The sequence below is a fragment of the Streptomyces cavernae genome, from assembly GCF_004023625.1.
GTDB lineage: Bacteria > Actinomycetota > Actinomycetes > Streptomycetales > Streptomycetaceae > Streptomyces > Streptomyces cavernae.
In genome coordinates, this window is sequence record NZ_RPDJ01000001.1 from 89,965 (window position 1) to 116,648 (window position 26,684).

The window sequence follows — 26,684 nt, forward strand, 5'->3', positions numbered from 1 at the left end:
CCGTGGTCGTCATGGGTCACGGCGGGGGCGGCGCGCTCTCCGCGGAACTGACGCAGCACCTTTTCTCACCCGCCTACGGCAACGAAACCCTCGCCGCGCTCACCGACTCCGCCGCCGTCCAACTCGGCGGCGCCCGGCTGGCGTTCACCACCGACTCCTACGTCGTACGCCCGCTGTTCTTCCCCGGCGGCAGCATCGGCGACCTCGCCGTCAACGGCACCGTCAACGACCTCGCGATGAGCGGCGCCCGCGCGGCCTATCTCTCCACGGCGTTCATCCTGGAGGAGGGGGTCCGCCTCGACGTGGTGGGCCGGGTCGCCCAGGCGGTGGGCGCCGCCGCCTCCGCCGCCGGGGTGCGCGTGGCGACCGGTGACACCAAGGTCGTCGAGTCCGGCCACGGCGACGGTGTCTACCTCAACACCTCCGGCATCGGACTGATCCCGCCCGGGGTCGACATCCGACCGCAGCGGGCGACGCCCGGCGACGTGATCATCGTCAGTGGTCCCATCGGCGCCCACGGCGTGGCGGTGCTGAGTGTCCGCGAGGGCCTGGAGTTCGGTTCGGACGTGGTCAGCGACACCGCGCCGCTCGGCGGCCTGGTCGCCGCGATGCTGGCCGTCACGCCGGACCTGCACGTCCTGCGCGATCCCACCCGGGGCGGCCTGGCCACCTCCCTGTGCGAGATCGCCGCCGCCTCCGGCACCGGTGTCGTCCTCACCGAGAGTGCCGTCCCCGTGCCCGACTCCGTGACCGCTGCCTGCGGCTTCCTCGGCCTCGACCCGCTGTACGTGGCCAACGAGGGCCGGCTGGTGGCCTTCGTGCCGCCCGAGCACGCCGACGCCGTCCTCGCCGCGATGCACGACCATCCTCAGGGCGCGGGCGCCGCCGTCATCGGAACCTGTGTAACCGAGCACCCCGGGATGGTCGTCGCCCGCACCGGGCTCGGCGGCACCCGGGTGGTGGACCTGCCGCTGGGCGAGCAACTGCCGCGCATCTGCTGAGAGCCTGTGTCATGTCCCCGGCCAGGCGGCGTGCGCCCGGCCGGGGACATGACACAGGCTCTGTCCTCACACCGGTACGTCCTCCGGGAGCAGCCCGGCGCCGTCCCACACGAAACGCGCGGTGGTGACGGCGTCGTCCTGTCCATCGGTGATCAGCTGGTGGACGGCGATGCCGTCCAGTTCCCGGTAGGTGCACCACTCGTGGTCCGAGGTGAGCAACAGGTCCAGGTCGAGGGAGCACAGCAGGGCGAAGACCTGGCCGCGGTTGGCGGCGTCGACACCGACGAACACCTCGTCCAGCAGGATCAGCCGGGGCGCCTCGGGCACCGTGTGGTAGTGCGCGGCCACGGCGGCGAACAGCGGCAGATGCAGCGCGATCGCTTTCTCACCGCCGGACAGCGCGCCGTGCAGCTTCTTCGTCAGCAACTGCCAGCCCTGGCCCTGCCCGCCGTCCGGCCGGGAGCCGCCCCACCGCGCCGGGTTCCCCCGGTCGATGCTGACAACGAACCGGTGCCAGGCCGTGTAGTCGAGCACCTGGGCCAGTTGCTCCTCCCAACCGCCCGCCCGCTGACCGTCCCTGGCCTCCTCGACGCGTTCCCGGAAGAAGCGGTGCAGTGCCTCGTGGTCGGCGTCGGTGAGCCGGGCCGGGTCCTTGAGCAGCAGGTCGCGGGCCGTCCGCGTAGCGGGCGGCAGCGCGGGGTCCACCTCCCAGATCAACTGCACGGCGAGCCGGGACGTGGAACGCACCCGCTCCAGGCGGGCATTCATCGCGTCGACCAGTTCCTCCGCCTGGTGGATGCGCGCGGCGAGCCGGCGGCGGGTGTCCCCGGTCAGGATCCGGTCGAACAGGCCCCGTTCACCGGCGGTGATGTCGTCCCGGCCGCGGTCGCGTTCCTCGGTGAGCGCGGCGAGCAGGCCCGCCGCACCCACCGGGGACCCGTCGACGGTCGCGGTCAGCAGATGCACGTCCTCCGTGGCCTCCAGCCGGACGTCGGCGCGCTCGCCGAGGGCCTGGGCGGTGGCATACCGGGTCTCGGCGAGACGCTCCAGCGCCTCCGCGATGTCCTGGGCGGAGTTCGGGACGGTGGGCCAGCGGGCGGCGATCGCCCGCGCAGCCTCCACGACGGCCGCCACCTCCGCGTCGGGCGGCACCCGCAGATCGGCGGCCCGCGCGTCGTCGGCGAGGCCGAGCGCGAGGCAGCGGCGCAGTCGTCCGGCGGCCGAGTCCCGCTGCGCGGCCCCGGCGTCGCGGTCCTCGGCAGCGGCCGCCCGCAGGCTGTCCAACGCGCCGATCCGCGCCGCGAGTTCGAGCAGCCGCCCGCGCAGGTCCTGCCCGTCCTGCTCCGCCCGGCCCAGTTCGGCGCGGAGTTCTCCGATGCGTGTCAGCACGTCCTCGTAGGGGGTGGCCGTGGTGCGTTCGGCCTCCTCCAGCGCGGCCGTCGCCGAGCACAGTTCGGCGTCTGCCTCCCCGGCACGCGACTCGCGGTCCTCGGCCGTCCGCGCGGCGCGCGCCGCCCGCTCCTCGGCCTCGGCTGCGGCCCCCGCGAGGGCGCCGAGCCGCACGGACGCCAGCACCCACTGTCCCGCGCTCTCGCGCAGCGTCTCCGCGTGCTCGGCCAGGGCGTCGAGAGCCTGGTCCTCGGTGGGCAGACCGTGCTCCGCGGCGAGCGAGTCGAGGGCGCGCAGCGCACGGGCCACATCGCTCTCGCGGTCGGCCAGGACGGACGCGGTGGCGCGCACGGTGTCGTCGCGGGCGGCGGTGTCGGCCTCGGCGCGGTCCACCGCACGCCGGGCGGCCGCCACGGCGGTGTGGTCGGGCCTGGCACGCAGCTCCCGGTCCTGGGCCCGGCGGCGGTCGGCGAGCAGCCCGAGGGCGCTGTCGCACTCGCGGATCGCGGCGTCCGACTCCGCGAGCCGGGCGAGGAGTTCGTCGATACGGCGACGGCGGGCGCGCTGCCGCGCGGCGGCACCGATGTACGCGGACTCGGGCTTGGCCCAGCTGCCGGTCGCGGCGGCCAGGCGCCAGGTGCCGTCCGCCCCGACGGCCGCCGCCGGACCGGGGGGCAGGGTGTCGCCGTACCCGATCGACGACAGCAGACGTCCGATCCGCTCGGCGGGTACGGGGGCGTCCGGCTCGGGCCGCAGTACATCGCTGAGGTTCCGCTCGGTCAGCGGCCGCACGGACCACTCCGGCTCGGCGAACGTGTCGTGCCCGGGGGCCACGAGTCCGCCGAACGGGCCCACCCACGCGTCGAGCAGCCCCGACGCCTCCAACGCGGCCTCCACGGCGGCCTGTTCCTCCGCGGACACGGTCTCCCGGAAGACCACCAGTTTCCACAGCGGTGCGCCGGGCAGCGCGGCACGGCTGGCGGTGCGGGTCCGCGCGGGCTCCGGCGGCAGCTCCTCCGACTGCTCCAGGCTCGCCAGCTCATCGGCGGTACGCGCGCGTTCCTCGGCGAGAGCCTCCCGACGCCGACCGATGGCGGTCTCCTCCGCGGTCAACTCCCGCTCGACGGACCGTGCCGCGGCCTCGGTGAGCGCCAGCACCGCCGTACCGTCCACCGCCCGCGCCGCAAGCTCCTCCGCGCCGACGGGTTCTCCGGGGCCGAAACGCAACTCCGTACAGCCGCGCGCCCATTCCCGCAGCCGGGTGGCCTGTGCCCGGACCGTCTCCGCGTACGCCTCGGTCCGCTCCCCGTGCCGGGCGGTCGCCTCGGCCAGCGCCGTCCGCGCCTGCTCCAGAGCCTCCTCGGCGGCCGAGCGTGCGCGCACCGCGCCGCGATGGGCCGCCACCGCGCCCCGTACCTCGGCGATCCGGTCGAGCCGGCCGCGTACCGCCCCGGACACCAGCCGACGTGCGCGGCCGTCCTCCTGCGCCTCGAGCGCGGCGGCCAGTTCGGTGCAGACCGCGCCGAGTCCGGCGTCCCGCGCGGCCTGCCAGGTCTCCTCCTCGGCGGTACGGGCCTCCCCGCGCTGCGCCGCCGCCAGGTCCCGGGCCCGCGCGGCCCGCGCCGACTCCTCCTCGGCCTCGGCCCGCGCCGCACCCGCGGCGGCACGGCGGTCCTCGGCCAGCACACGCGCCCGGTCGGCCTGGCGACGCAGCCGGTCCAGGTCACGGCCCTGGCCGTAGTCCTCCGACTCCGTCAGCACCTCGATCCGTGACCGCAGTTCCCCGGCGAGCCGCTCCACCTCGGCCAGCTTCTCCGTCGTGCGCTCCCGTTCGCCCACAGCGGCCTGGTAGGCCTCGTCGCTCTCGCCCACGGCCTGGCCGAGGTCCTCCAGCCGCGCGGTGGCTTCGATGAGTTCCGAGGCCTTGCCGCTGAGGACGCGCCGGGCGTACGAGCGCTGCCGCCGGGCGAGTCTCCCGGCCGCCTCCACCCGCTCGTCCCAAGCCGCCAGCTCCTCACGCTGCCGGTCCAACCGCTCGAAGCCATCGGCGAGTTCGGAGATCTCCTCGCGGTTCAGCTGGGGCAAGGCGCGCGAGAGCAGGGTGGACAGCAGCGAGGGGTCGAGCCGTTCGGACAGCTTCGGGGTGCGCAGCTGCAGCAGGGCGGTGATCAGCGCGTCGTAACGCTGCTCGGACAGGCCGGGGAAGAGGGTCTGCCGCACCGCCGTCCGGTAGTCGGCGGCCGTCTCGTGCACCTCACCCCGCCCCGTCAGCGTCTCCTTGAGCGCCGCGACCGACAGCGGCCTGCCCGTGTCCGTGAGCAGCGACAGCCGTTCGCCGTGCCCCACGCGGGCGTGGCAGGTGAAGAAGTCGGCGCCCACGGACGTGGTGCGCGTCGTGGCCTGCAGGCGCGCGCCGATGGTGAACCACTGGGTGGCACCGCCCCGGTCCAGGCGGAACTCCAGCCACACATAACCGACCCGGGTGACACCGGAGGCGCCCTCACCCATCAGGTTCCAGTGCATGGTGCGCTCGCTGCCGCCGAACGTGGACAGCCGGTGCGGCTTGAGACTTCCGTCGAACAGGAAAGGCAGCAGCACCTCCAGCGCCTTGGACTTACCGGTGCCGTTGGGGCCGCGCAGCAGCAGCCGGCCCCGGTGGAAGGCGAACACCTCGTCGTAATAGCGCCAGACGTTGAGCACGCCGGCCCGCGACGGGCGCCAGCGGACCGTTCCCGCGTCGTCGCCCGTGCCGCGCGGCGCGGGGAACTCCGTCAGTTCGGTCACGGCCATCAGGAGGTGCCTTTCTGCGGTGTGTGCGGGTCGGTCCGGGCATGTGGGCCGTTCCCGGTATCCGGGTCGTTCCCGGTATCCGGGTCGGTCCGGGCATGCGGGTCGGTCCCGGTATCCGGGTCGGTCCGGGTGTGCGGATCGGCGGGATCCGGCCGGTCGTCGCCCGACAGGCGGTAGCGGGCCGCGGCGGGACGGGCGGTGACCAGGTCGCCGTCGGTGGCACGCCGCACCAGCCCGAAGCGGACCAGGACCCGCACGGCGTCCTCGGCGAGCCGCGCGGCGCCGTTCCCTGAGTCGTACGCCCTGCCCCAGCCGGGGAACCGGGCCAGCAGACGCTCCGCCTCCCGCTCCAGCAGCGCCGCCGAGCAGCCGTCGGGCGCCACCGTCACCACGTCGAGCACGTGGAGTGCGGCGATCTTGGCGGGGGAGGAGTCGTCCGGGAACATCTCGTCCGTGGCGACCGCCTCCGGATCGGCGAGCAGCCAGCCGTCGGCGCGCTCCTCCAGGACGAACCCCGCCTGCTCGGCCGCGCGCCCCATCATCTGCCGACCGTGCGGCGAGACGGCATACTCCAGCTGCTCCTTCGTCAGCTCCTCGCGGTACACCACCGGATCGTCGAAAAGCCGCCGCAGCACGGTGTGCCGCAGCCACAGCGTGTGCCGGGCCGCCGACACCTCGTCCTCCGTGGTCCCGTAGCGACGTTCCGCCGTCAGCGCGGCCAGCAGTTCCTCGAAGCGGGCGGGCACCGTCTCCGGGGTGGTCCCGGTGGCGGCGGCGACCCGGGACGGGCTGCCCGGCGCCGCGAGCAGACCCGTCAGCACCTCGGGCTCCACCCGGTACAGCACCTTCGCGTCGGGTGACTCCGTGTACGACTCGCTGGACCCGTCGACGGGTTTGATCGCCCCGTACGACTCGAGGAGGCGCAGGACGTCCACGAAGGCCGTGCGGTCGGCACGCTGTGCCGGGTCGAGCGCGGGCAGCGCGTCGTCGGCGGCCAGGGCCCGCGCCACCCGGTCGGCGATCAGTCCCACCGTCGTCACCCCCGACGCGGACAGCAGTTCGGCGCAGACCACGCACAGCAGCACATAGCGGCGGCGGTCCAGGGGTGCCGCTCCCGCGCTCGGACGCCGCGCCGGACGGTCGCCGTCGGCCCCGGTCCCGTAGGCGCGCACCTTGGCCAGGCGGGCGTGGCCCTGACGCGGCTCGACCACCAGGGACCAGCCCAGTGTGTAGTCGAACCAGCGCGTCAGCGGTTCGCGGCGGCGGCGCACCACGTCGAAGGCGGCCGGGTCGTCCTGCTCCCGGAGCAGTGGACGGGCCAGCAGCAGACGGATACCGCGCGCCACCTCCTCGCGCTCGGCGACGACGAGTTGGTTGGCGAGGTTGCTCATCCCGCCACCCGGCCCCGGACGAGGCGGGTCTGCGAGCCGCCGCCGAGGCCGTCGGAGTCCCCGGGCCGGTGCGACGCGTCGCCCGCACGGCGGATCTCGACGACGTAGTCCGGGGCGGTCAGACGTCCCTCGCTGGTGTGCAGGACCGCCTGCCCGGTGGTGCTGGGCGGGCCGAGCACCACCTCCATCCAGCCGTCCCCGGTGACGGCGCGTCTGAGCCCCGACGCGTCGGGGCTCACCGCGAGGGCCCGGCCGAGGAGGTCGAGAAGCCGCTCGAACACCCGGTGGTCCAGCTGGGCGAAGGACGACAGCCGTATCGGCGCGGTGGTGCGAAGCAGTTCCCAGGCCGCCTCCAGCTCCGCCCGTTCGGCCCGGGCCCGCTCGGCCCGGGCGGCCTTCACCGCCGTCACGTCCCGCACCCGGCCGGTCCTGGTGAACCGTTCCGTACGACCGCTGGAGCGCAGCAGCGCCGACACCTCGACCGGCGGGGCCTCGCGCCAGCTCGTCGACGGCGGCACCGTCTCGGGGTCGGCGTGCGTGAGGTGGGCGTGGCGGGCGCTGCCGAGCCCGAAGGCGGTGGCCCACAGCCGGTGCGCGTCGTCCTCCGAGGGGACGGCGGCGAACCAGCGTGCCAGTTCGCGGAAGTCCTCCGCCGCACCGGGCGTTCTGTGCCGGGTCCGGGTGATCCGGTCGAGCACCTGCAGCAGTGTCAGGATCGCCCGCAGGGCCGCATGGTGCAGCTCCTCCACCCGGGCCGGCGTGCCGTCCTCGGGGAGGAACCACGCGCGCAGCGTCTCCCAGTGCTCGCGCCCTGCCCGGATCCAGGCGGGCCCCGAGTCGCCGTCCGCCCGTGGCGGCAGTTCCGCGCCGGCCGGCGCCCGCCGGTGAGGGGTGGCCACATCCAGTTCCTCGAGCGGGGCCACCGCGCCCGCGACGGCGCGCGCGCGCCGGTCGAGGTGACCGAGGAACTCCAGCAGATACGCCACGGTGGCCGCCTTGACCTCGCGGAAGGCGGTCAGGTCCGTGGCGTTGCTGCCGTCGCTGCCGTCGCCCTGCAGCAGGTGCTGCAACTCGCCGTTGAACTGGCTGGTGTTGGAGTCCAGAGCGGCCAGATGCCCCTCCAACTCCTGGAGTGTGGTGAAGATCCGGTGGTCGGCGGCGCCGGGGTCGGCGGGAGCGGCGGGGGCGAGGGATCCGCAGCCTACGGGGCCGGCGGGGCTGTCGGGGCCGGGGTCGTTGGGGTCGGCGGAGCCGGGGCCGGTGGGGCCGGGGCCGACGGGAGCGACCGGAGCGACGGGGCCGGCAACGGCCGGAGCGTGGCCGTCCGTGGCCGGGGTGGCCGGCAGGTCCGCCAGTGCCGTCAGCCGGTCGGCGATCGCGTCGAGGAGCGCTGTCTGCACGGCGCCGGAGGAGGTGAGGACGGTCAGCGTGTGCCGCACCCCGGCGAAGGCCGCCGCATCGTGGCGGGTGAGGGAGTACCGCACGGGGGACCGCTCGTGCTCTTCCGCCGTGCCCGTATCCCAGTGGTGCCGCCGGGGGGCCTGGGTGGCGTCCAGCAGCCGCCACTCGTGCAACTGCCGCAGCGCCGCAAGGAGGTCGTCGTCCGTGACGGCGTCGCACCACCCCACGTCCCGCAGCCGCCGACGCACCTCGTCCGGCGTCAGCGTCGTCACCCGATGCTCGTTCGCCGCACCGAAGGCTTGCAGGACCGCGCTGTACAGCGGCGCCCGCTCGCCCGTGGTGCACCGGAACATGTCGGCCGGAACCTGCACGCCCTGCTCCACTCCGACTTCGCCGCCCCCTGCCTCGTTCATGACCCCGACCAGGGTACGGGCAGGTTTCGGCGAGGCAGGCCGATTCCGCCGGAAGACGAAAAACGATCGGCGTGTTCCGGCCGGTCCGGGGCGCTCGGCGGGGTCCGCGAGCCGCAAGAGCTTAGGTGCGAACCCCGGCCGGTCGGCGTGTGCGGTGACTGAGGGGTGCGGCTGGGGTGTTCCGGGGCTAGTTCAAGGCACGTTCGGGTACCGCGTGTCATCGGCCGCGCGGCGGCATAGCGTGAAGGTCCCGGCACCTTGAAGAAGGCCTCGTGGGTCTCCGGCGACGCAGGCCCAGTGGTCTTGGGCGCGTACGACACCCGACCGCACGAAGGAGCCCGCCGATGAGCGTGTTCGCCACGGAACGCAACGTCAGGACGACCCCCGAGGGCATCGTCTGGGAGCCCAGCGAGCGCTGGGTACGCGGCCGCAAGGGAGACGTCACCGTCGTCGACAGCCGACACCCGGTTCTCGTCTGGGAACCGGAACTGCCGGTGCCGCAGTACGCCTTCCCGCGCGACGAAGTCCGCCATGAGCTGCTGCGCCCTGCGCGGCGACCGCACATCGGCACGCACACCGGCTCACAGGTCTTCTACGACCTCGAGGTCGGCGGTGAACTGATGCCGAACGTGGCCTGGACGTTCCCGGTCGGTGATTTGTCGGGACATATCGCGTTCGAATGGTTCCGGCGCAGCGGCAGGGGCCTGGACCACTGGTACGAGGAGGACGAGGAGATCTTCATCCATCCCCGTGACCCCCACAAACGCGTGGACGCCCTGCCCAGCAGCCGGCACGTCCAGGTCGAGATCGACGGGGTGATCGTCGCGGACACGCACCATCCCGTCCTGCTTTTCGAGACCGGCCTGCCCACCCGCTACTACGTTCCGCCCGGGGACGTCCGCCTCGATCTGTTCACCGCCACCGACCATGCCACCGGCTGCCCCTACAAGGGAACCGCCCGGTACTGGTCCTGGACGGCCGGCGGATCCGTCCCCGCGAACGTCCTCTGGAGCTATCCCGAACCACTTCGGGCGGTGACACCGATCCAGGGGCACATGGCGTTCTACAACGAGGCCGTCGACATCATCGTGGACGGTGAACGCCTGCCGCGACCGGTGACCTGGTTCACCAGGACCCTGTCCACTCCGCGGGAACGGTGAACGGTGTCCATGGCGGATCACGTACCGGGCAGGTGGATGCCCGAAGGCGCGGGGCGGCGCCGGGCGGCGCACACTGGAGGTGGCGACGGTTGGTGCTCGTAGGGGGTGTCGGCCGATGGCGAAGACACAGTCGAAGAGGCGACTCGCCGCACTGGGACTGTGGCGGTGGCGGCGCAGCCCGCTCAGGAGGCGCAGCGACCTGGTGGAGGCGTGGGTCCTGTTGCTGGCCTGGGTCCTGGCGGTGCTCGGCGGCGTCCTGGCCGGGCTGTTGACAGCGGTCGCGGCGGACCGGTCCTTCGACCGGCAGCGCGCCGAGCGGCAGGAGGTCGCGGCCACGGTCGTCAAGGGCCCCAAGGAGATCGGGAGCGAAGCGTCCGACCGTATGGTGGCCGACGACCGGGTGTGGGCCACGGTCCGGTGGACGGGCCGGGACGGCGCCGTGCACACGGCGAGCACCCAGGTGGCGGCCGACACCACGGTCGGCACCCGGATCAGCCTCTGGGTCGACGGAGACTCCCCGGCGACGCAGCCGCTGCAGCCCGGGGAAGCCCTGCTGGAGGCGAGCCTGCTTGGCGGTCTGGCCGCGGTCGCCACGGGTGGCCTGGTGTGGGCCGGCGCCAGCGGCGCACGTGGGTGCCTGGAACGACGGCGCATGACCCAGTGGGACGAGGACTGGCAGCGCATGGACACCCGCTGGGGCCGGAAGACCGGCTGAACGATCACCGGCGGCAGCGGCGGCGCACCGCGTCTTGTGCGTGTAGCCCCGCGCCGCACCGTGAATGTGCGTGCGGTAGGCGCTGCGCCGCACCGTGTCTGTGCGTGCGGTAGGCGCTGCGCTGCACCTCTGTGGCGTGTAGTACGCGCCGCACCGTGAGTACTGCGTCGCAATAGTCGTCCTGAGCGGCGGCCGTCGCCCCGGCCCGTGGGCGGGCCGGGGCGTGAGCCGACGGGCCGTCGGCCGGTGCGGTGCGTCAGGCCGTCAGTTCGGCGAGGTCGGCGGCGTCGAGGCGCAGGCCGGCCGCGGCGATGTTCTCGGCGAGATGTGCGGGCGAGCCGGTGCCGGGGATGGCCAGGATGTTCGGTGAGGTCGCGAGCAACCAGGCGAGGGCGACCTGCGCGGCCGTCGCGTCGTGCCTCCCGGCGACCTGCGCGAGGCGGGTGTGCTCGATCGGATCGTTGCCGCCACCGAGCGGAAAGAACGGTACGTAGGCGATGCCGCGTTCCGCGCAGCGTGCGAGCACGGCGGCGTCATCATGGTGATGCACGTGGTAGTGGTTCTGCACCGCGACCACCGGCGCGACGCCCAGTGCCTCGTCGAGTTGCGCCACATCGACGTTGCTGATGCCGAGGTGGCGGATCAGACCTTCCTCGCGCAGTTCGGCCAGTACCGCGAACCGGTCGGCCACGCTCTCGCCGCCCGGTCCGCCCATCCCGCCGACCCGCAGGTAGACGAGGTCGAACCGGTCCAGTCCGAGGGCGCGCAGATCCTCCAGCAGCAGCCCACGAAGCTGCTCCGGGCCGGCCTGGTCCCCGGGACGGCCGTCCGGTCCGAACAGCGGGCCGACCTTGGTCGCGATCGACAACGTCGGTCTCGCGCCGCAGGCATGTCCGTGCGGACCTACCGCAGGCGCGTCGCAGAGTTGATGTCCGCGCTCGAGGCCGACTCACGGTTCCAGGCCGGCGTCAACGCGAACCGGCTCGGTCTCACCGACCCAATTCCAGGTGAGCGCGGTCGTATTCCCGCAGACCGGGTACGCGGCACGAAGGACTGAACGCGTCGACGTGCGGAGTGACGTACATCGACGTGCGGATCGACGTCTGTACCGACGTCTGTACCGACGTCCGTAGCGACGTCCGTAGCGACGTCTGTACCGACGTCCGTAGCGACGTCCGCATCGACGGACAGGGTGCACCCACCGGCGTGCCCGTGCGCGGTGACCGCACGGCGCACCCGGCCGGCGCCCCGAGGAAGAGGATGATGCCGATGATCTCCCAGATGGTTACCGTGCCCGCCGACGGCGTGGTGCTCACGGGGGACCTCGTGGTGCCCACGCCGGCCCGCGCGGTCGTGCTGTTCGCGCACGGCAGCGGCAGTTCCCGGCTCAGCCCGCGCAACCGCATGGTCGCCGCCGAACTCCGCACCGGCGGATTCGGCACGCTTCTGATGGATCTGCTGAGCGAGCAGGAGGAGCCCAGGGACACGCTGACGGCCGAGTACCGATTCGACATACCCCTCCTGGGGCGTCGTCTGGTGGCCGCCATCGACTGGCTGGAGGTGCAGCCCGAGACCCGGGGGCTGCAGGTGGTCCTGTTCGGCGCCAGCACCGGAGCGGCGGCGGCCCTGGTGGCCGCGGCCGAACGCAACCACCGGGTGCTGACCGTGATCTCCCGCGGCGGTCGGCCGGACCTCGCCCACGACGCCCTGAGCCGGGTCCGGACACCCGTCCTGCTCATCGTCGGCGGCCGGGACCCGGAGGTGTTGCGCCTGAACCAGGTGGCCGCCAGGCAGCTATGGGCCCCGCACTCGCTCCGCGTGGTGCCGGGAGCCACTCACCTGTTCGAAGAGCCGGGCGCGCTGGAACAGGTCGCCGCGACGGCCAAGGAGTGGTGCGATGAGCGCCTGAAGGCGCTGCGACACGCCGCCGAGGAGCGACGATGGTGAGCTGAGGGCCTCCGCGCCGACGGGCCAGAGGCCTCTGCGCGTCGGCGGACCAGGGGCCTTGGTGCCGGCGGACCAGGGGCCTTGATGTCGTCGCACCGGGGGCCTCCGCGTCGGCGGGCCCGGGAGCCTCCGCGTCGGCGGACCTCCGCGTCGGGTGACCGGAAGCGCTCTGCCTCGGCGGAGACTCCCCGCGTCGGCGGGACGGGTGTTGCCTGCTGGGGCACTGGCTAGCGGTGGTACAGGCCTACGAGGTCGCCGCTGGCGATCTCGCGCTCCGCCACGGTCCGGTGCACCTCCTCGGCGCTGGGTGAGTCGGGCAGGACACACGGCTCCGCCAGCGCGTAGAGGCGGAACACATAGTGGTGTGCCTCGTCGCCGGGCGGCGGATGGGGTCCGCCCCAGCCGCGCTGCCCGAAGCCGTTGACGAGCCCGGTGCCGCGCGGCGGATCCTGGCCCGCGGCCACGCCCTCGCTGTGCGGGTCGATGCCCACGACGATCCAGTGCACGAAGGTGCCCGACGGGGCGTCCGGGTCCTCGCACAGCAGGACGAGTTCCGCCGCGTCGTCCGGGGCCCCCGACCATGTGAGCGGAGGCGAGACGTTCTCCCCCTCCAGCGCGTGACGGCGCGGTAGGAAGGAGTTGTCGCTGAATGCGCTGCTCTTGAGATCGATACCGGCCATGCGCTCGGAGTACCCCTGGTCAGGCGGGGTATGCCGGGTCCGGGGGGAGGGCTTCCGCGTACGCGGGAACCGGTGAGTGCATCGCCGCAGGAGCCGGGGGTACACGGTCGACGGGCGGAAGGGCCCACCCCACCACCCCGCTTCCGAAAGTCGCGTTGGGAAGAGGGCGATACCCGTGCGTTTCGAGAACCGCCGGCAAGCCGGGCAGGAACTCGCCGAACGACTTCTCCAGTGGGCCGGCGACGGAGATCTCACCGACATCGTCGTACTGGCCCTGCCGCGGGGCGGTGTACCCGTCGCCGCGGAGATCGCCAAGGCCCTCCACGTACCGCTGGACGTCGTGGTGGCCCGCAAGATAGGCGTCCCCGGCGCCCCCGAGGTCGGCATCGGGGCCATCGTCGGGGAAGACCCGCCGGTGTTCGACCGTCTGGCACTGCAGGCCCTGCATCTGTCCGAGGACCGGCTCGGGTCCGACGTGGCCCGGGAACGGCTCGAACTGCACCGCCGTGAGGCGCTCTACCGCAGCGGGAGCCCCCCGCCGCGGGTGGCGGGCCGCAGCGTGGTGCTCGTCGACGACGGGCTGGCCACCGGCGGCACCGCGCGCGCAGCCCTGCGCCATCTGCGGCGGCAGGGTCCGCGGCAGTTGGTCCTCGCGGTGCCGGTCGGCAGTCCCGAGGCCGTCCGGGCGCTGCGGGAGGAGGCCGACGACGTCATCTGCGTGCACCTGCCGGAACGCCTCAGCTCCGTCGGCGAGTGGTACACCGACTTCGCTCAGGTCCCGGACGACGAGGTGATCAGGGCGCTGCGCGAGGTCCGGTCCGCCGTGTGAATCCGTATCGAGACGGATCAGACCGCTCAGAGCGATGGGAGATTTCAGGATGGGAGTGTTCAGAGCGGTCAGACCGACGTCATCGACGTCAGAGAGGGCCGCCGTCAGACCGCCACCGGTATCGCGGCGCTCTCGTCGAGCACGCGTCGTATCTCGTCGATGACGGTGCGGTCCAGGGGCAGCATCAGATGTCCCACACCGTGTACGAGGATGTTGCGGGCCCGCAGGTCAGGGTGGTCGAGGCGGCCTCTGCTGGTGGGGATGACGGCCTCGTCGAGGTCGCTGTAGAAGGAGATGAACCTGGTGCGGCAACTCGGGGAGGGCCCCGCGAGGTCCGTCAACAGCGGGCTGCCCGGGCGGAGTTGGCGCAGCAGCGGATGCGGAAGGGCCCACAGCGCGATCGCGGTGCCGGTGTGCGGTGTGGCCAGGGTGATCGCCAGCGGCACATGGGCGTCACCGCCGAGCCGCTGTACGTAGTAGCGCACGATCAGTCCGCCCAGGCTGTGTCCGACCACGCACACGGGGCGCCCGCCGGAGAGTTCCCGTGCCCGCTCGACCTGCTCGCCCAGTGCCTTGGCGGCCGTGGGGATGTCCGGGTTGAACGCGTTGTAGGTGACGGTGACGAACGGTCCGGCGCTGCAGTCCCGCAGCCCGTTCTGGAGCCGGGCGAAGATCGAGGCCCGGTCGGCCAGACCGTGGACGAACAGCACCGGCATGCCCTGCGTACCGTCGCAGTCGACCGGTGGGAGGATCCGCGCACCCGCCCCGAACCACTCGGCGACCTCGCGCGCGCCGCGCACGGCCAGTTCCCAGGGCAGTCCCGCCAGCCGCATGGTGACCCACCCGGTCTCCAGTGCCGCGCCACGTAGCGTGACCAGCCACGGAAGGATCAGGCGGATTCCCTGCAACGGAATGCTCGTGGTACTCATCTCCGTTACGACGCTCGGCCGGCGCTCAGACCTGGCAGCTTCCCGAACCTGGGCGGTCGACCGATCCCATAAGCATCATGTTTCCCCCGTATTTCCCTCCAGTTTCCCTCCAGTGTTCCGATTGCGCACGGTGAACGTAGCTGGTCCCGCGGCGGGCGGACCGACGGCCGTAATCGGGTGGTGGACGGGGCCGCCGGGGGAGACGGTGAGGCCGCGGCCGACGCGGGTGCCGCCCGCGGGGCGTACCGCTGCCGTTCGACCGAGCGCAAGCGCGCATGGCGGCGTACGGCTCGCCGACCCACCGCGGACCGCATGCGGATCCCCGCCCCGCCGCGTGACGGCAAACGGCTCCCCGCCCCGCCCGCGTGACGGCATACTGCGGGCGTGAAGGTCCATCACCTCAACTGCGGCACCATGCGTCCTCCGGGACTCCGGCTGGTCTGCCACGTCCTCCTGATCGAAGCGGACTCCGGTCTGGTGCTCGTGGACTCCGGGTACGGTCTCCAGGACGTGGCCGACCCCCGGAGACGTCTCGGTCCGACGCGCCACTTGATCAGGCCGGTCCTTGACGACGAGGAAACCGCAGCCCGCCAGGTCGAGAAGCTCGGCTTCCGCCGGGACGACGTACGGCACGTCGTCCTTACGCATTTCGACGCGGACCACATCGGCGGCCTGTCCGACTTCCCCGGGGCCCAGGTCCACGTCACCGCGGCCGAGGCGCTCGGGGCGGTCCACGGCCCGTCCCGCCGGGAACGCTTCCGTTTCCGGTCGGTGCAGTGGGCCCACGGCCCGAAGCTCGTCGAGTACGGCCCGGAGGGCGAGAAGTGGCGGGGCTTCGCGGCGGCCAGGGAGCTGGACGGCATCGCCCCGGGGGTCGTGCTGATCTCCCTGCCCGGTCACACCCGGGGCCACGCCTGTGTCGCGGTGGACGCCGGCAGCCGGTGGATCCTGCACGCCGGCGACTCCTTCTACCACCACGGCACACTCGACGGGCGCACCCCCGTGCCGGGATCCCTCCGCTGTATGGAGCGGTTCGTCGCGTACGACCCGCAGCAGGTCCGCGACAACCACGCCCGGCTGGCCGAGCTGTACCGGCGCACGGACCCCGACCTGATGATCGTCAACGCCCATGACCCGGACCTGTACGAGAAGGCGCGGTCGGGCGCGTAGGTCATCCGGGGACGCCCCCGCCGGAGTCGGCCGCCGGGTGCGGGAGGGCGTGCGTGTTGGAGTAGATGACGCCGGGGTCCGAGGGGGCCTGGTTGAGGACCCACAGGCCGATCAAGGTGGCCAGGGTGAAGACGACCGCGATCAGGACGGCGAGAACGAGGCGGCGGCGCCGTTCGCGGCGCAGCCAGTCGCCACGAGCGGTGCGGTAGGCGTCGGGCGCGGCCTGCACCCCGTCCGCCAGGGTGCCCAGCGCCTCCCGCAGCGCCTGTTCCGTACGGGCCGCCTCGCTCGGAGAGGTCTCGCTCGGAGAGGCCTCGTTGGGAAAGGTCTCGTTCATCGCCGGGCCTCCATCACCTGGGTCAGGGCGGCGATTCCGCGCGCGGTGTGTGTCTTGACCGATCCGCTGGAGATCCCCATCGCGGCCGCTATCTCGCTCTCCTTCAGGCCGAGCCAGTGGCGCAGGACCAGTGCCTCCCGCTGTCTGGCGGGCAGCTGCTGCAACGCGTCGATCAGTACCCGCTGGTCGTCGTGGAGCAGTGCGGTGCTCTCCGCCGAGGCGACGAGCTCGCTCGGCGGGGTCTCGGCGTGCTTGCGGGCGACCTGGAGATGCCGTATCCGCATCCGGGTCAGGTTGCACACGGTGGAGCGCAGATAGGCCTCCGCCGCCTCCGCCTCCCTCAGCCGCCGCCACTTGCGGTAGATCTGGTAGTACGCCTCGGCCACCACGTTCTCCGGGTCGTCCGCACCGAGCAGTACGGCCAGCCGCAGCATCGAGGAGTAGTGCAGCTCGAAGAGACGGGCCAGGGCCGCCTCCCGCTCCAGGTCGGCGGGATCGCTCGCCGCGGGGGAGAGCGCCTCGCCCAGCGGAGTGGCGGGGTGTGGCACGCGCGGCTCGGTGACGGCGGCAGGAGCGGCCTGCGCCACCGGAGTCCTGATGTGCTGTCTGCGTCTCACGGGTTGCTTGCTCCCGTCTCGGGGCGCCGCCTGACACTCAGGCGGGACGGCAGGTCGGTGATGTCGGCGCCGCGCGGGACGCCGAGGCGTTCGAGGACCGCGGTGCCGGCCACCACGACCGTCAGGTTGAGCACGAGGGCGACGAGTCCCGCGTAGATCTCGACCGGGTGCTCACCCCCGCCGAAGGGCACGACCGACGAGAACCCCTCCCGCACCACCAGGAACGTCCCGGTCACCATGCCCACGGCCCACCCCGCGAGCAGCGCCCGGGGATGCAGCCGGCCGGTGAACAACCCGACGGCCACCGCGGGGAAGATCTGCAGGATCCACACCCCGCCAAGGAGCTGCAGGTTGATGGCGTCCTGGTCGCGCAGCCCGAAGACGAAGGCGACCGCCCCCAACTTCGCGGTCAGTGACACCGCCTTCGCGATGCGCACCTGCCGCTTGGGTGTGGCGGTCGGATGGACGTACTCGACGTAGACATTGCGTACGAAACACGTCGCGGCCGCGATCGACATCACGGCGGCGGGGACCAGCGCGCCGACCGTGATCGCCCCGAACACCAGCCCGGCCAGCGGCGCCGGCATCAGCCGGTCGACCAGCATCGGCACGGCCGCCTCCGCCCCGCCCTCGGGCGCCCGGACCCCGGCCGCGAGCGCCGCGATGCCGAGGAAACCGAAGAGCGCCAGCAGTCCCGTCCAGGCGGGCAGCGCCACGGCCACCTTGCGCACGGTGCGCGGCCCGTCGGCGGCGAATCCGGCGGTGAGCACATGCGGGTACATCAGCAGGGCGAGCGCCGAGCCCAGGGCGAGCGTGGCATAGGCGGGCTGCTGCTCCGGGGCCAGCAGCAGCGGTGAGTCGGACACGTCCGTGCCACCGAGCCGGCGCGCGGCACCGTCGAAGACCGCGCCCGGCCCGCCGAGCCGCTCCAGGACCAGCCAGCACACCGCGGTCAGCGAGACGAAGACGGCCACGGCCTTGAGCGCGGAGATCACCGTCGGCGCGCGCAGCCCGTACCGGTACGTCGCCACCGCGAGCCCAGCGAACAGGGCCACCATCACCAGGTCGCCGCCGGCGCCCCGGGGGTAGACGTCCCCGGCGGTGAGCACGGCGCGGATGCCCAGCAGCTGCAGCGCCAGGTACGGCATCGTCGCCAGGATCCCGGTCAGTGCCACCACGAGGGCGAGCGGCGGGGAACCGTAGCGCCCGCGCACGAAGTCGGCGACGGTGATGTAGCCGTGCCGGCGGGCCACCGTCCACAGCCGGGTCAGCAGGACGAACGCGAGCGGGCAGACGACCACCGTGTACGGGACCGCGAAGAACGCGGGCGCCCCGTTGCCGTAGGCCAGACCCGGCACGGCGGTGAAGGTGTACGCGGTGAAGATCGTGCCCCCGAGCAGGAGCCACGTCCACACGGGGCCGAGGCTGCGGTCGGCCAGCGCCCAGCCCTCCAGCGACGGCAGCCGGTCGACGGTCCGCAGACGGCGTGCGGTGACGGCGAACAGCGACGCCCCGCCGATCACGGCGAGGAACGTCGCGGTCATGGCGCCGTCGGCCATGGGTCACCGTCCTTGGTGTGCCTGGGCCCGTGCGGAGGACTCACGCGGGCTGCCCGTAGGTGAGTTGCGCGGCGGGCGGATTCGGAGGACAGAACATCGGCGGGAAATCTTCTGGAAATTTCCTGTCAACCGGTTCCGGTCGGTGGGCAACTCTTGCACAGACCAGCAGCGAGCGGGAGAGGAGAGCAGGTCATGGCACCCACAGGTCAGCCCACCGGTCAACCTGACAGCCGGCCGGCCGGTCATCACCGGCTACGGCGCGTCGTGATCGCCCTGCTGCTCCTCGCGCCCGCCGCGGGACTGCTGTGGGTCCCCTGGTACGCCGGTGCGAGCCCGCGGCTGGCCGGCACGCCGTTCTTCTACTGGTACCAGCTGGCCTGGGTGCCGGGGTGCGGGCTCTGCCTGCTCGCCGCGTACGCCCTGTCCAGGCACGACCGCCACGATCCCTGACCGGTGGGTCCGGAGTGCTCCGGGGCACTGCCCGGCCGGACCGACCCCGGGCCTGCTTTCCCACTGTTTCCCCACCACTGATCAGCACGGCTGATCAGCACTGATCAGCACCTCTGGTACCGCCACCACACCACCACCCAGGCGAGGAGCCGTCATGCCCACGTCAATCATGCCCGAATCCGCTCTCCCCGGACCGGAGGGCCCACCGTCCCGGCGGTCCCGGATGACACCCAGATCCGTACTCGTGTGGACCGCCGTGTCCCTGGTGGGCGCGATCGGATGGGCCGTGCTCGGCCTGTCCCGGGGCGAGGAGATCTCGGCCGTCTGGCTGCTGATGGCCGCCCTCGGCTCGTACGCCATCGCCTACCGCTTCTACGCGCGGTTCATCGCCCGCCGGGTCCTCCAGGTCGACGACACCCGGGCCACCCCGGCCGAACGGCTGGAGGACGGTGTCGACTACCACCCCACCGACCGCCGCGTGCTCTTCGGCCACCACTTCGCGGCCATCGCCGGCGCGGGCCCGCTGGTCGGCCCCGTCCTGGCGGCCCAGATGGGCTATCTGCCGGGCACGATCTGGATCATCGCCGGCGTGATCTTCGGCGGTGCGGTCCAGGACATGATCGTCCTGTTCCTCTCCATGCGCCGGAACGGCAAGAGCCTCGGGCAGATGGCACGTGACGAGATCGGCAGGGTGGGCGGAGCCGCCGCGCTGATCGGCGTCTTCGCGATCATGATCATCCTGCTCGCGGTCCTCGCGATGATCGTCGTCAACGCGCTGGCGGAGTCCGCGTGGGGCACCTTCTCGGTCAGCATGACCATCCCCATCGCCCTCTTCATGGGCTTCTACCTGCGCTACCTGCGGCCCGGCCAGGTCGTGGAGACCAGCCTCATCGGCGTGGCCCTGCTGCTGCTCGCCATCCTCGGCGGCGGCTGGATCCAGGACTCCTCGCTCGCCGAGTACTTCGTCTGGAGCCCCGAGACCCTGGTCTTCTGCCTGGTCGGCTACGGTTTCATCGCCTCCGTGCTCCCCGTGTGGATGCTGCTGGCGCCCCGTGACTACCTGTCGACCTTCATGAAGGTCGGGACCATCGCCCTGATGGCCGTGGGCGTGGTGATCGCCGCCCCGAACCTCAAGGCCGAGTCGGTGACCGACTTCGCCTCGACAGGCGCCGGACCCGTCTTCGCCGGATCGTTGTTCCCCTTCCTGTTCATCACCATCGCCTGCGGCGCCCTGTCGGGCTTCCACGCCCTGGTCTCCTCCGGCACCACCCCCAAGCTGATCCAGAAGGAGTCCCAGGTCCGGATGATCGGCTACGGCTCCATGCTCACGGAGTCCTTCGTCGCCGTCATGGCGCTGATCGCCGCCTGTGTGCTGGAACCGGGCCTGTTCTACGCGATGAACTCCCCGGCCGCGCTGCTCGGCCCGACCGTGGACAGTGCCGCCGAGGCGGTGAAGAACCTCGGCTTCACCATCACCCCGGACCAGCTCGCCGCGGCGGCCAAGGCCGTCGAGGAGGAGACGCTGGTGGGCCGCTCCGGTGGCGCTCCCACGCTGGCCGTCGGCATGTCGGAGATCTTCGCCGGGGTGTTCGGCGGTGCCGGGATGAAGGCCTTCTGGTACCACTTCGCGATCATGTTCGAGGCGCTGTTCATCCTCACCACGGTGGACGCGGGCACAAGGGTCGGCCGCTTCATGCTCCAGGACATGCTGGGCAACGTCTGGAAGCCGATCGGCCGGGTCACCTGGAAGCCGGGCATCTGGATCACCAGCGCCGTGGTCGTCGGCGCCTGGGGATACTTCCTCTACGCCGGCGTCACCGACCCGCTGGGCGGCATCAGGCAGCTGTTCCCGCTGTTCGGGATCGCCAACCAGCTGCTTGCCGCGGTCGCGCTGGCCGTCACCACCACCCTGCTCGTCAAGCACGGCAAGCAGCGCTGGGCCTGGGTCACCGGCATCCCGCTGGTCTGGGACGTGGCCGTCACCTTCACCGCGGGCTGGCAGAAGATCTTCTCGGACAACCCGGCGATCGGCTTCTTCGCCCTGCGGGACAAGTACGCGCAGGCCATCGAGGACGGTCAGCTCCTGCCGGGTGCCAAGACCATGGACGACATGCACAAGATCGTGCTCAACAACACGGTCGACGGCGTGATCATGGCGGTCTTCCTGGTGCTGGTCCTCACTGTCCTGGTCAACTGCGCCGTCGTGTGCGTCCGTGCCGTCCGCGCCACCGAGCCGCTGCCGACGACCGAGGCGCCGTACGTCGAGTCCCGTATCGACCTGCCGGAGCAGGGGAAGAGCGAGTCGCTGGTGGGGGCGGGCTCATGAGCGTCGTCCGGAGGGTGCTGGGCACTGTGCTCTGGTACGCGCGCGAACTGACCGGCGAGGCGGAGTACGACCGCTACTGCCAGCGGCACCGGCGCCACCATCCGCACGCTCCCGTGCCGACCCGGCGCGAATACCAGGTCCTGCGGACCCACCAGCGGGAAGCCCACCCCCAGGGCCGCTGTTGCTGAAGGTTGCCGGTCTGCTGCCCGCCCCGCGCACCACGCCACGGGCCGCGGGGCGGGCGGCTCTCCAACGCGGGGCGGGCAACTGTCCAACCGCGGGGCGGGCAGTTGTCCAACCGCGGGGCGGGCAGTTGTCCAACGGCGGGGCGGGCGTGCCTCGAGCCCTGACGCGTTGGCCCGCACGCATGGCCAACCCACATCACCACCCCACATCACCCAGCCACGTCGCCCACACCCCCGCATCCCCCACGTGTCCGTCCGCGCCCACCCCACCCTCTCCCGGGACCGAAATGCTGAGACGCCGACCCTCCCTGCTGATCCGGCCCGAGCTCGACGACCGCGACCTGCACGTGACCCTGACCGACCTGCGCCCGGCCCAACAGCTCCACGGCCTCGGCGCGGGCCGCACCCGCCCGCCGTGGGAGCCGGTCGCCGAACTGCTGCGCACCACCGGGCGCGACTGGGACCGCCGCGTCCACCGGGCCTCCGTGCTGGCGGGCGGCCTCCCCGCGGCGATCGTGGAACGGTGGGTCGCCGAACGGCCCGGGGACGGGGACGCGCTCGTCCTGCACGCCCACCTCCTGGCCCGCCGGGCGCCGGCCGAGGGGCGGGCCGCCGCCCAGCGCGCCGAACAGGCGTGTCTCAGGGCGGCGCAGGCGTGTCCGGACGACCCCACCCCGTGGCTGGCGCTGCTGTCGCTGCTGCACTCCTTCGGGACACCCGTCCGGGACGCCGTCCCGGTGTGGACCGAGGCCGTCACCCGCGCCCCGTGGAACCGGACCGCCTATCACCGGATGCTGGGCTACATCTCCCCGCGTGGGCACGGCAACGTCCCCGACATGATGGACTTCGCCCGGCAGTGCGCCCTGCGCGTACCGCCCGGGTCGCCCCTGGTCCTGCTGCCCGTCGCGGCCCGGGTGGAACTCTTCGCGCACCGTCGGGGGCAGGATCCGATCGCCGCGCTGGGGGCGGGCGGGCACTGGAACGAACGACAGGCGGTCGAGGAGGTGGAGGCGGCCCTCACCGGCTGGTTCCGCACCGCCTCGCCGCCGCACGCGGAAGCGGTCGCGGACCTCAACATCCTCGCCTTCGCGCTGACCCGAACGCACCGCCCGGTCGACGCCGCGCCCGTCTTCCACCGCATCGGCCCGTACATGACCCGTGAGCCGTGGGACCTGCTGCCGGACCCGGAGCGTACGTTCCTCTACTGGCGGGACCGACTGAGCTGAGGACCTGCGGCTCGGCCTGCTGCATCGCCGTCGGCGCCGGTCGCGGTGGACTGTTGTGCAAAACGTTTTGGAAACCTAGCTTGTCCGCCATGAGTGACAGAGCACCCGCGTCCGCGGGCGGCCTTGTGGTGTCCGGCTGCGATGTGCTGCGTGTTCGGCCGGAGGGCGAGTGCGAGGTGCTGCGGGCGCAGGACATCGTCGTGGCGGACGGTGTCATCCAGGAGATACGGCCGGCCGCCGGTGACGTGCCGCAGGGCGGCGCGGCCATGGCGGACGTGATCGACGGCCGCGGCCTGCTCGCCGTTCCCGGCCTGGTGAACGCGCACACGCACAGCCCCATGGTGCTGATGCGCGGCGCCGCCGAGGACGTGACGGTCGAGGCGTGGTTCAACGACCGGGTCTGGCCCATGGAGAGCAACCTCACGCCGGCCGACGTGCACATCGGCGCCCAGCTGGCCTGCGCCGAGATGATCCGCTCCGGGGTCACGACCTTCGCCGACCACTACTTCTTCCCCGAGCGGATCGCCGAGGCGGTCGCCGCCAGCGGGCTGCGCGCCGACATCGCACCCACCTTCTTCAGCAGCCGGGGCGCGGAAGCCCTCGACGGGACAGTGGGGTTCGCCGAGGACTGGCACGGCGCGGCCGACGGCCGGGTGACCGTGTCCCTCGGGCCGCACGCCCCGTACACCGTCGACGACGCCGATCTGCGGACCCTGTCCGGGCACGCCCGGCGGCTCGGCCTGCGGATACACATCCACGCCGCGGAACACCTGGAGCAGACCGAGTCCAGTCTGGAGCGGCGCGGCATCACACCGATCAGGGTGCTCCACGAGACCGGAGTACTCGAGGCCGGGGCGCTGATCGCCCATGGCTGCGGCATCGTCGAGCAGGATCTGCCGCTGCTGGCCGAGTACGCAGGCACGACCGCCGTGGCCTGTTGCCCCAAGGTCTACCTCAAGCACGCGCTGTCCCCGCTCACCCCCGTCCGGGCACTGCTCGACACCGGAGTGACGGTCGCGGTCGGCACGGACGGCGCCGCAGGGCACAACACGCTCGACGTGTGGGAGGCGCTGCGACTGGTCGCCCTCACCCAGAAGCAGGCCGTGCGTGACGCGACCTGGATGACCGTCTCCGACACCCTGCGGCTCGCGACGCGCGGCGGCGCACGCGCCCTCGGCCTGGGCGACCGCATCGGGGCACTGGAGCCGGGGATGCGCGCCGACATCGTCCTCACCGATCTGAGCGGACCGCACTGCCGCCCGCTGCACGACCCCCGCGCGGCGCTGGTCTACAGCGCCCGCGCCGCCGACGTACGGACCGTGGTCGTCGACGGCCGGGTCCTGATGCGCGACGGTGAGCTGCTGACCGTGGACGAACGGGCCCTGATCGAGGAGGCCGAGGCCCGGGTGGCCCGGATCCTCGACACCTCCCACGGGAGGGCGGTGCAGCACTATGACCCGTGAGCCCTACGGCGCCGACCACCACACGGCCGTGCGCCGGCCCGCGTCCATCAAGGACGTCGCCGCCGCGGCCGGGGTCAGCCCCACCACCGTCTCCCACGTCCTCAGCGGCAACCGCCCCGTCAACGAGCACACCGCCGCGCGGGTCCGCAGCGTCGTCAACCGGCTCGGCTACGTCCCCGCGTCACTGGCACGCAGCCTCCAGGCCGGCTCGACCTCGGTGATAGGGCTGCTGATCCCCGACATCAGCAACACCTTCTTCGCCGAACTCGCCAAGGGCGCCGAGGACGCCGCGCACGATCTGGGCTACGGGCTGATCCTGTGCAACACCGAGTTCGACGCCGACCGCGAGGACCGCTACCTCGGCATGATCCGCAGCCGGTTCATCGACGGCATGGTGTACGCCTCGGGCTCCCCGCCGTCCAGGCGCCGCCTGGAGGCGCTGATGGGCAAGTTCCCCATCGCCCTCGCCGACGAGGAGGTCGAGGGGCTCGAAGGCGCCCTGATCGCGTCCGCCGACCACGAGGCGGGGGGCCGGCTGGTCGGCGAGCACCTGCGTTCCCTCGGCCATCGCCGGGCCCTGATGCTGACCGGTCCGCGCGCCCTGAAGAGCAGCGTCGCCCGGGCGAGCGGGTTCGTGCGGGCCTTCGGGGGCGAGGTCGTGGAGCGCGTCGGCGACTTCAAGGAGGGCTCCGGCTACCGCCTGGTGGCCAAACTCCTCCAGGACGGCGGCCTGGACTGCACGGCCGTCTTCGCCGCCAACGACCTCATGGCGTTCGGTGCCCTCACCGCGCTCCGGGAGGCGGGACTGTCGGTGCCGGAGGACATCTCCGTGGTCGGCTTCGACGACATCCGCGCCGCCTCACTGGCCCACCCGCCGCTGACCACCGTCCACCAGCCCGCCTACGACGTCGGCCGAACCGCCACCGCGCAACTGCTCCAGTACGTCACCCGGGGCGAGGTCCCGCCCGCGTCCCGGCACACCCTTCCCGTCGAACTCAGGGTGCGGGGCAGCACGGCACCGGCCGCCCGCTGACCCACCGCTTCCCCTCCCCGCAAAGCTGCTCCACTCTTCCCCGCAAAGGCGGTTCGCCATGCCCAGAGTCCTCGTCGTCGGCGAGTCCTGGTTCACGTACACGGTCCACCAGAAAGGCTTCGACGCCTTCCACACCGCCGAGTACACCGAAGGCGGAGGCGTCTTCCTCGACGCGCTGCGCTCACGCGGCCACGAGGTGACGTACGTTCCCGCGCACGAGATCCCCACCCGGGTCCCCGCCTCCGCCGAAGGCTTCGACGCCTACGACGTCGTCATCATCAGTGACGTCGGCGCCAACAGCTTCCAGCTCCCGCCCGAGACCTTCGGCCAGTCCATACCCGCCCCCGACCGCACCGAGCTGGTGCGTGACTTCGTGGAGCGCGGCGGCGGGGTGCTGATGATCGGCGGCTATCTCACCTTCAGCGGCATCGACGCCCGCGCCCGCTGGGGGCGCACCCCGCTCGCCGCCGCGCTGCCGGTGTCGATGGTGGACCGCGACGACCGGGTGGAGCTCCCGGCCGGCGCGGTGCCCGAGGTGGTGGGGGAGCACGCGGTCGTACGGGGGCTGGAGCGGTCCTGGCCCGCGCTGCTCGGTATGAACGAGGTCACGGCCCGGCCCGAGGCAGCACTGCTGGCCGAGTGCGCCGGACATCCGCTGCTCGTGGTCGGCACGCACGGCGGCGGCAGATCCGCGGCGTTCACCTCCGACGTGGCACCGCACTGGGCGCCGCCCCCCTTCCTGGACTGGGACGGGTACGCCGAGCTGTGGGACCGGCTGGTGCGCTGGCTGGCGGGGGCCGAGCTGTGACCGAGGGGCACGACCGGACCACCGGCACACCCCACATAGCCGCCGCACCCGGCGACTTCGCCTCCCTCGTGCTGATGCCGGGGGACCCGTACCGGGCCCGCCGGATCGCCGAAACGTTTCTGCGGGACGCCCGGCTGGTCACCGACGTACGCGGCATCGTCGGCTACACGGGCACCCACCAGGGCGTGCCGATGTCCGTCCTGGCCTCCGGCATGGGTATCCCCTCGATGTCCATCTACGCGACGGAGCTGTTCCGCCACTACGGCGTCCGCAGGATCGTCCGGGTCGGCACCGCCGGTGCGATCCCCGCCTCGGTGGCCCTGCGGGACGTCGTCGTCGCCTCGGCCGCGCACACCGACTCCAGCCTGAGCCGTGTCCTCGTGGACGGCGTGACCCTCTCGCTCGCCCCGTCCTACCGGCTGCTGCGGGCGGCGGCGGACGCGGCCGGAAGGGAAGACGAGGGCGACGAGGGCGGCGAGGGCGGCGAGGGCGGCGAGGGCGGCGAGGGCACGGTGCACATCGGCCCGGTCTTCAGCAGCGACCACTTCTACCTCGACCGGCCCGCACTCTTCGACGCCCTGGAACGCCACGGCACCCTCGCCGTCGAGATGGAGGCCGCGGGCCTGTACGCCGTGGCGGCGGCGGAGGGCGGCGAGGCGCTCGCCGTACTGACCGTCTCCGACCACATCCGCACCGGCCGGACCCTGTCCGCGGAGGAACGCGAAACCTGCTTCGGCCACGCCCTGAGCCTCGCGGCGACGGCCCTGCTGGACGGCGTCTGAATTTCCGCAGAAGAAATGAAACAGAAACCCGGCGGCGTAGCCAAAACGTTTTGCACTTCCTACTGTCAACGCATCCGCTGACC

General features: G+C 72.6%; 23 protein-coding genes. 14 read left to right on the forward strand and 9 right to left on the reverse strand.

Features of this window, described 5'->3' with window-relative positions; all coding sequences use genetic code 11:
* Positions 1-11: 11 nt before the first annotated feature.
* Complete coding sequence (gene hypE, locus EF387_RS10345) at positions 12-1,001, forward strand: hydrogenase expression/formation protein HypE (RefSeq protein WP_128376574.1); 990 nt, start codon at positions 12-14, stop codon at positions 999-1,001.
* Positions 1,002-1,067: 66 nt separating this feature from the next.
* On the opposite strand, the gene EF387_RS10350 is transcribed toward hypE, so the two are convergent.
* Genes EF387_RS10350 through EF387_RS10360 form a run of 3 tightly spaced genes read right to left on the reverse strand, consistent with a single transcriptional unit; the run spans position 1,068 to position 8,385 of the window.
* Entirely contained in the window at positions 1,068-5,180 is a 4,113-nt protein-coding gene (locus EF387_RS10350) for a TIGR02680 family protein (RefSeq protein WP_128376224.1), read from the reverse strand.
* A complete protein-coding gene (locus tag EF387_RS10355) occupies positions 5,180-6,571 on the reverse strand; it encodes a TIGR02678 family protein (protein WP_202918194.1) in 1,392 nt (463 codons plus the stop codon). The genes EF387_RS10350 and EF387_RS10355 overlap by 1 nt, the downstream gene beginning before the upstream one ends.
* Complete coding sequence (locus tag EF387_RS10360; RefSeq protein ID WP_238431431.1) at positions 6,568-8,385, reverse strand: TIGR02677 family protein; 1,818 nt, start codon at positions 8,383-8,385, stop codon at positions 6,568-6,570. The genes EF387_RS10355 and EF387_RS10360 overlap by 4 nt, the downstream gene beginning before the upstream one ends.
* 344 nt (positions 8,386-8,729) lie before the next feature.
* On the opposite strand from EF387_RS10360, the gene EF387_RS10365 reads away from it, so the two are divergent.
* Entirely contained in the window at positions 8,730-9,545 is an 816-nt protein-coding gene (locus EF387_RS10365) for a DUF427 domain-containing protein (RefSeq protein ID WP_128376225.1), read from the forward strand.
* 115 nt (positions 9,546-9,660) lie between these two features.
* Positions 9,661-10,260: an Rv1733c family protein gene (locus tag EF387_RS10370; protein WP_238431432.1), complete on the forward strand. Its 600-nt coding sequence runs from the start codon at positions 9,661-9,663 to the stop codon at positions 10,258-10,260.
* 256 nt (positions 10,261-10,516) lie between these two features.
* Here EF387_RS10370 and EF387_RS10375 read toward each other — a convergent pair whose 3' ends face one another.
* A complete protein-coding gene (locus EF387_RS10375; protein WP_128376226.1) occupies positions 10,517-11,128 on the reverse strand; it encodes an aldo/keto reductase in 612 nt (203 codons plus the stop codon).
* Between the two features lie 401 nt (positions 11,129-11,529).
* Between EF387_RS10375 and EF387_RS10385 the strand changes: the two genes are divergently transcribed.
* On the forward strand, positions 11,530-12,207 hold the full coding sequence (locus EF387_RS10385; RefSeq protein ID WP_128376227.1) for a dienelactone hydrolase family protein: 678 nt from the start codon (positions 11,530-11,532) through the stop codon (positions 12,205-12,207).
* 227 nt (positions 12,208-12,434) lie between these two features.
* Here the strand turns inward: EF387_RS10385 and EF387_RS10390 are convergent, their stop codons facing one another.
* Entirely contained in the window at positions 12,435-12,887 is a 453-nt protein-coding gene (locus tag EF387_RS10390) for a YbhB/YbcL family Raf kinase inhibitor-like protein (protein ID WP_128376228.1), read from the reverse strand.
* Positions 12,888-13,062: 175 nt separating this feature from the next.
* Here EF387_RS10390 and EF387_RS10395 point away from each other — a divergent pair, with 175 nt between their 5' ends.
* Positions 13,063-13,716, forward strand: a complete 654-nt coding sequence (locus tag EF387_RS10395) for a phosphoribosyltransferase (protein WP_128376229.1) — start codon at positions 13,063-13,065, stop codon at positions 13,714-13,716.
* A gap of 104 nt (positions 13,717-13,820) precedes the next feature.
* On the opposite strand, the gene EF387_RS10400 is transcribed toward EF387_RS10395, so the two are convergent.
* On the reverse strand, positions 13,821-14,645 hold the full coding sequence (locus EF387_RS10400) for an alpha/beta fold hydrolase (RefSeq protein WP_128376230.1): 825 nt from the start codon (positions 14,643-14,645) through the stop codon (positions 13,821-13,823).
* A gap of 384 nt (positions 14,646-15,029) precedes the next feature.
* On the opposite strand from EF387_RS10400, the gene EF387_RS10405 reads away from it, so the two are divergent.
* On the forward strand, positions 15,030-15,815 hold the full coding sequence (locus EF387_RS10405) for an MBL fold metallo-hydrolase (protein ID WP_128376231.1): 786 nt from the start codon (positions 15,030-15,032) through the stop codon (positions 15,813-15,815).
* A gap of 1 nt (position 15,816) precedes the next feature.
* Here EF387_RS10405 and EF387_RS10410 read toward each other — a convergent pair whose 3' ends face one another.
* Genes EF387_RS10410 through EF387_RS10420 form a run of 3 tightly spaced genes read right to left on the reverse strand, consistent with a single transcriptional unit; the run spans position 15,817 to position 18,328 of the window.
* On the reverse strand, positions 15,817-16,152 hold the full coding sequence (locus EF387_RS10410) for a hypothetical protein (RefSeq protein ID WP_128376232.1): 336 nt from the start codon (positions 16,150-16,152) through the stop codon (positions 15,817-15,819).
* A complete protein-coding gene (locus tag EF387_RS10415; RefSeq protein ID WP_202918195.1) occupies positions 16,149-16,769 on the reverse strand; it encodes a sigma-70 family RNA polymerase sigma factor in 621 nt (206 codons plus the stop codon). The genes EF387_RS10410 and EF387_RS10415 overlap by 4 nt, the downstream gene beginning before the upstream one ends.
* The gene (locus tag EF387_RS10420) at positions 16,766-18,328 is read right to left on the reverse strand and encodes a sodium:solute symporter family protein (protein WP_128376233.1); all 1,563 of its coding nucleotides are present in this window, start codon (positions 18,326-18,328) and stop codon (positions 16,766-16,768) included. The genes EF387_RS10415 and EF387_RS10420 overlap by 4 nt, the downstream gene beginning before the upstream one ends.
* 192 nt (positions 18,329-18,520) lie before the next feature.
* Between EF387_RS10420 and EF387_RS10425 the strand changes: the two genes are divergently transcribed.
* The 8 genes from EF387_RS10425 (at position 18,521) to deoD (ending at position 26,601) form a co-directional block, all read left to right on the forward strand.
* On the forward strand, positions 18,521-18,778 hold the full coding sequence (locus tag EF387_RS10425) for a DUF3311 domain-containing protein (protein ID WP_202918196.1): 258 nt from the start codon (positions 18,521-18,523) through the stop codon (positions 18,776-18,778).
* A 154-nt stretch (positions 18,779-18,932) separates the two neighbouring features.
* The gene (locus EF387_RS10430; protein WP_420802553.1) at positions 18,933-21,104 is read left to right on the forward strand and encodes a carbon starvation CstA family protein; all 2,172 of its coding nucleotides are present in this window, start codon (positions 18,933-18,935) and stop codon (positions 21,102-21,104) included.
* Positions 21,101-21,292, forward strand: coding sequence for a YbdD/YjiX family protein (locus EF387_RS10435; protein ID WP_128376234.1), 192 nt, complete (start codon positions 21,101-21,103; stop codon positions 21,290-21,292). The genes EF387_RS10430 and EF387_RS10435 overlap by 4 nt, the downstream gene beginning before the upstream one ends.
* A gap of 284 nt (positions 21,293-21,576) precedes the next feature.
* Complete coding sequence (locus tag EF387_RS10440) at positions 21,577-22,515, forward strand: hypothetical protein (RefSeq protein WP_128376235.1); 939 nt, start codon at positions 21,577-21,579, stop codon at positions 22,513-22,515.
* 89 nt (positions 22,516-22,604) lie between these two features.
* On the forward strand, positions 22,605-23,978 hold the full coding sequence (locus tag EF387_RS10445) for an amidohydrolase (RefSeq protein ID WP_128376236.1): 1,374 nt from the start codon (positions 22,605-22,607) through the stop codon (positions 23,976-23,978).
* Positions 23,968-25,011, forward strand: a complete 1,044-nt coding sequence (locus EF387_RS10450; RefSeq protein ID WP_128376237.1) for a LacI family DNA-binding transcriptional regulator — start codon at positions 23,968-23,970, stop codon at positions 25,009-25,011. The genes EF387_RS10445 and EF387_RS10450 overlap by 11 nt, the downstream gene beginning before the upstream one ends.
* 58 nt (positions 25,012-25,069) lie before the next feature.
* The gene (locus EF387_RS10455) at positions 25,070-25,819 is read left to right on the forward strand and encodes a glutamine amidotransferase (protein WP_128376238.1); all 750 of its coding nucleotides are present in this window, start codon (positions 25,070-25,072) and stop codon (positions 25,817-25,819) included.
* Positions 25,816-26,601: a purine-nucleoside phosphorylase gene (deoD, locus tag EF387_RS10460; protein WP_128376239.1), complete on the forward strand. Its 786-nt coding sequence runs from the start codon at positions 25,816-25,818 to the stop codon at positions 26,599-26,601. Before EF387_RS10455 ends, deoD begins: the two co-directional genes overlap by 4 nt.
* Positions 26,602-26,684 lie beyond the last annotated feature (83 nt).

Bases quoted from the DNA above. Each gene is read 5' to 3' on its own strand.
- hypE (WP_128376574.1), top strand. From the start codon at position 12: ATGGGTCACGGCGGGGGCGGCGCGCTCTCCGCGGAACTGACGCAGCAC.
- EF387_RS10350 (WP_128376224.1), bottom strand. From the start codon at position 5,180: ATGGCCGTGACCGAACTGACGGAGTTCCCCGCGCCGCGCGGCACGGGC.
- EF387_RS10355 (WP_202918194.1), bottom strand. From the start codon at position 6,571: ATGAGCAACCTCGCCAACCAACTCGTCGTCGCCGAGCGCGAGGAGGTG.
- EF387_RS10360 (WP_238431431.1), bottom strand. From the start codon at position 8,385: ATGAACGAGGCAGGGGGCGGCGAAGTCGGAGTGGAGCAGGGCGTGCAG.
- EF387_RS10365 (WP_128376225.1), top strand. From the start codon at position 8,730: ATGAGCGTGTTCGCCACGGAACGCAACGTCAGGACGACCCCCGAGGGC.
- EF387_RS10370 (WP_238431432.1), top strand. From the start codon at position 9,661: ATGGCGAAGACACAGTCGAAGAGGCGACTCGCCGCACTGGGACTGTGG.
- EF387_RS10385 (WP_128376227.1), top strand. From the start codon at position 11,530: ATGATCTCCCAGATGGTTACCGTGCCCGCCGACGGCGTGGTGCTCACG.
- EF387_RS10390 (WP_128376228.1), bottom strand. From the start codon at position 12,887: ATGGCCGGTATCGATCTCAAGAGCAGCGCATTCAGCGACAACTCCTTC.
- EF387_RS10400 (WP_128376230.1), bottom strand. From the start codon at position 14,645: ATGAGTACCACGAGCATTCCGTTGCAGGGAATCCGCCTGATCCTTCCG.
- EF387_RS10410 (WP_128376232.1), bottom strand. From the start codon at position 16,152: ATGAACGAGACCTTTCCCAACGAGGCCTCTCCGAGCGAGACCTCTCCG.
- EF387_RS10420 (WP_128376233.1), bottom strand. From the start codon at position 18,328: ATGGCCGACGGCGCCATGACCGCGACGTTCCTCGCCGTGATCGGCGGG.
- EF387_RS10425 (WP_202918196.1), top strand. From the start codon at position 18,521: ATGGCACCCACAGGTCAGCCCACCGGTCAACCTGACAGCCGGCCGGCC.
- EF387_RS10430 (WP_420802553.1), top strand. From the start codon at position 18,933: ATGCCCACGTCAATCATGCCCGAATCCGCTCTCCCCGGACCGGAGGGC.
- EF387_RS10435 (WP_128376234.1), top strand. From the start codon at position 21,101: ATGAGCGTCGTCCGGAGGGTGCTGGGCACTGTGCTCTGGTACGCGCGC.
- EF387_RS10440 (WP_128376235.1), top strand. From the start codon at position 21,577: ATGCTGAGACGCCGACCCTCCCTGCTGATCCGGCCCGAGCTCGACGAC.
- EF387_RS10445 (WP_128376236.1), top strand. From the start codon at position 22,605: ATGAGTGACAGAGCACCCGCGTCCGCGGGCGGCCTTGTGGTGTCCGGC.
- EF387_RS10450 (WP_128376237.1), top strand. From the start codon at position 23,968: ATGACCCGTGAGCCCTACGGCGCCGACCACCACACGGCCGTGCGCCGG.
- EF387_RS10455 (WP_128376238.1), top strand. From the start codon at position 25,070: ATGCCCAGAGTCCTCGTCGTCGGCGAGTCCTGGTTCACGTACACGGTC.